This is a genomic window from Aeromicrobium sp., assembly GCF_032084975.1.
GTDB lineage: Bacteria > Actinomycetota > Actinomycetes > Propionibacteriales > Nocardioidaceae > Aeromicrobium.
Map to the genome: position 1 here is coordinate 1 of NZ_DAMDLR010000140.1, position 3,527 is coordinate 3,527.

The following is a 3,527-nucleotide window of genomic DNA, read 5'->3' on the forward strand; positions in this document are numbered from 1 at the left end:
GCGGCTCGCCGAAGGCGTCGACCCGGCCGCGGTGCGCGCCGCGTACGAGGACGCGTACGGCGACGAGCCGTTCGTCCACCTGCTGCCCGAGGGCCAGTGGCCGACGACCGCCGCCACGCTGGGCGCGAACGTCGCCCACGTCCAGGTCGCGGTCGACGAGCGCGCCGGCCGGCTCGTGACGGTCACGGCGATCGACAACCTCGTCAAGGGCACGGCCGGTGGCGCCATCCAGTCGATGAACCTCGCCCTGGGACTGCCCGAGACCACCGGACTCACCACGATCGGAGTGGCGCCATGAGCGAGCGTCAGCGAGTGAACATCGAGCACGTCATGCCGCGTCCGGCGTACTGTGCCCTTCCCGCGGCGGTCGCGGCATGAGCACCTCCACGGGCGTCACCGCTGCGCAGGGCTTCCGGGCCGCGGGTGTGACCGCCGGCCTGAAGGACTCCGGCAAGCCGGACATCTCGTTGGTCGTCAACGACGGCCCGAGCGCGGCGGCTGCGGCCGTCTTCACCTCCAACCGGTGCAAGGCGCACCCGGTGCTGTGGAGCGAGCAGGCGATCAAGGGCGGCACCGCCCGCGCGATCGTCCTCAACTCCGGCGGCGCCAACTGCTACACCGGGCCCGAGGGCTTCGCCGCGACGCACCGCACCGCCGAGCGCGTCGCCGAGCTGCTGGGCGTCGGCGCGATCGACGTCCAGGTCTGCTCGACGGGACTGATCGGGCGACTGCTCGACGAGCCCAAGGTGCTCTCGGGCGTCGACACGGCCGTGGCGGCGCTGTCTCCCGAGGGCGGCCACGACGCGGCGACGGCGATCATGACGACCGACACGGTCGACAAGCAGGCGGTCGTGAGCGGTGACGGCTGGGTGATCGGCGGCATGGCGAAGGGGGCGGGCATGCTCGCCCCGGCGCTGGCGACGATGCTCGTCGTCATCACGACCGATGCCGACGTCGACTCGCCGACGCTCGACGCGGCGCTGCGGTCCGCGACCGCCGTGACGTTCGACCGGCTCGACTCCGACGGCTGCCAGTCCACCAACGACACCGTCCTGGTGATGGCGTCGGGTGCCTCGGGCGTCTCGCCCGACGCGGACGCGTTCACCGAGGCCCTGACGGCCGTGTGCCGCGACCTCGCGCTGCAGCTGCTCGCCGACGCCGAGGGCGCCGATCACGAGATCGCCATCACGACGATCAACGCCGCCAGCGAGCAGGACGCGCTCGAGGTCGGCCGGTCGGTCGCCCGCAGCAACCTGTTCAAGACCGCGATCTACGGCAAGGACCCCAACTGGGGCCGGATTCTGGCGTCGGCCGGCACGACGCAGGCCGAGTTCGATCCGCTCGACCTCGACGTCGCGGTCAACGACGTGTGGGTGTGCCGCAACTCCGGCGTGGGGGAGTCGATCGACCTGGTCGACCTCGAGCCGCGTTCGGTCACCGTCACGATCGACCTGAAGGCGGGCGACCAGAGTGCCACGATCTGGACCAACGACCTGACGCACGCCTACGTCCACGAGAACTCCGCCTACTCGACCTGAGGAACCCGATGAGCGACGACCGACTGACCGAGTGGGAGCCCGAGGCGTGGGCCGAGGCCACCACGAAGGCCGCCACGCTGGCGCACGCGCTGCCGTGGCTGAAGGCCTACCACGGCAAGATCGTCGTGGTGAAGTACGGCGGCAACGCCATGACGGACGAGAAGCTCAAGCGAGCCTTCGCCGAGGACATCGTCTTCCTGCGCCTGGCCGGCTTCAAGCCCGTGGTCGTCCACGGCGGCGGCCCGCAGATCAGCGCGATGCTCGAGCGGCTGCAGATCGAGTCCGAGTTCCGCGGCGGCCTGCGCGTCACGACCCCCGAGGCGGTCGAGGTCGTGCGCATGGTGCTCAAGGGCCAGGTCGGTCCCGAGCTGGTCGGCCTGCTCAACCAGCACGGTGACCTGGCCGTCGGCCTGTCCGGCGAGGACGGCGGCCTGTTCCGCGCCCAGCGCACGATGCCGCTCGTCGACGGCGAGCCGGTCGACGTCGGCCTGGTCGGCGAGGTCGTCGGAGTGCGTCCCGAGGCGGTGGTCGACCTCATCGAGGCCGGCCGCATCCCGGTCGTCTCGACCGTGGCACCCGACGCGGACGGCCAGGTGCTCAACGTCAACGCCGACACGGCGGCGTCCGCCCTCGCGGTCGCGCTCGGCGCCGAGAAGCTGCTCGTGCTGACCGACGTGGAGGGCCTCTACGCCGACTGGCCCCACAGCAGCGACGTGATCGGCGAGATCAGCCCCGAGTCGCTCGAGGAGATGCTGCCCGACCTGGCCAGCGGCATGATCCCCAAGATGACCGCGTGCCTCGAGGCGGTGCGCGGCGGCGTCAAGCGCGCCACCGTCGTCGACGGTCGCGAGCCGCACTCGGTGCTGCTCGAGATCTTCACCGACGAGGGCGTCGGCACGCAGGTGCTGGCCGGCGCCAGGACGCGGATCCGGTCCGCCCTCTACAAGACCAGCGCGAAGGAGCAGTCGTGAACCTGCCCGAGGGAGTCGTCATCCACGGACGCGAGCCACGGCTCGGCGGAGCCGAGTGGACCGAGCGGTACCGCGGTGCCGTCATGAACACGTTCGGCGACCCGCAACGTGTGCTCGTGCGCGGCGAGGGCTCGCACGTGTGGGACGCCGACGGCAACCGCTACCTGGACCTGCTGGGCGGCATCGCCGTCAACGCCCTCGGCCACGGCCACCCGGCGATCCTCGAGGCGGTCACGACACAGCTGGGGACGCTCGGCCACATCAGCAACTTCTTCGCGTCCGCGCCGCAGGTCGAGCTGGCCGAGCGGCTGCTCGGACTCCTCGGTGGTGATGGCCGCGTCTTCTTCACGAACTCGGGCACCGAGGCCAACGAGGCCGCGTTCAAGGCGACCCGGCGCACCGGCCGCACCACGATCGTCGCGGCCGAGGGCTCGTTCCACGGACGCACGATGGGCGCCCTCGCGCTGACGTCGAAGGCGGCGTACCGCGAGCCGTTCGAGCCGCTGCCCGGGCACGTCCGCTGGGTGCCCTACGGAGACGTCGCCGCCCTCGAGGCGGCCGTCGACGAGACCGTCGCCGCCGTCCTGCTCGAGCCCATCCAGGGCGAGGCCGGCGTCGTCGTCCCACCCGAGGACTACCTGACCGCCGCCCGCCGCGTCACGACCCAGCACGGCGCCCTGCTGTGGCTCGACGAGGTGCAGACCGGCATCGGCCGCACGGGGGACTGGTTCGGCCACACCCCGTCCGGTGTCCGCCCCGACCTCGTCACGCTCGCGAAGGGCCTCGGCGGGGGCATGCCGATCGGTGCCTGCGTCGCACTCGGCGAGGCCGCGACACTGCTCGGTCCCGGCAACCACGGCACGACGTTCGGCGGCAACCCCGTCGCCACGGCGGCCGCCCTGGCCGTGCTGGCCACCATCGAGTCCGAGGACCTGCTCGCGGCGACGCGTGCCCGCGGTGACCAGCTGGCCGACGGACTGTCGCCCCGGGCGGTCATGGACCACGGCCCCGCGATGGT

General features: G+C 72.2%; 4 protein-coding genes. All 4 read left to right on the forward strand.

What is annotated here, in order from left to right:
* A partial coding sequence (locus tag RT323_RS16370; RefSeq protein WP_313410330.1) for an Asd/ArgC dimerization domain-containing protein occupies positions 1-298 on the forward strand: 298 nt, incomplete at its 5' end.
* A gap of 76 nt (positions 299-374) precedes the next feature.
* Positions 375-1,538, forward strand: a complete 1,164-nt coding sequence (gene argJ, locus RT323_RS16375; protein ID WP_313410331.1) for a bifunctional glutamate N-acetyltransferase/amino-acid acetyltransferase ArgJ — start codon at positions 375-377, stop codon at positions 1,536-1,538.
* Positions 1,539-1,546: 8 nt separating this feature from the next.
* Positions 1,547-2,509, forward strand: a complete 963-nt coding sequence (argB, locus tag RT323_RS16380; protein WP_313410332.1) for an acetylglutamate kinase — start codon at positions 1,547-1,549, stop codon at positions 2,507-2,509.
* 83 nt (positions 2,510-2,592) lie between these two features.
* Positions 2,593-3,527, forward strand: a 935-nt coding sequence (locus RT323_RS16385; protein WP_313410334.1) for an acetylornithine transaminase, incomplete at its 3' end; no start/stop codon positions are given.

What these genes read in the sequence shown, in the direction of transcription:
- argB (WP_313410332.1), top strand. Translation starts at nt 1,547, where the DNA reads ATGAGCGACGACCGACTGACCGAGTGGGAGCCCGAGGCGTGGGCCGAG.
- argJ (WP_313410331.1), top strand. Translation starts at nt 375, where the DNA reads ATGAGCACCTCCACGGGCGTCACCGCTGCGCAGGGCTTCCGGGCCGCG.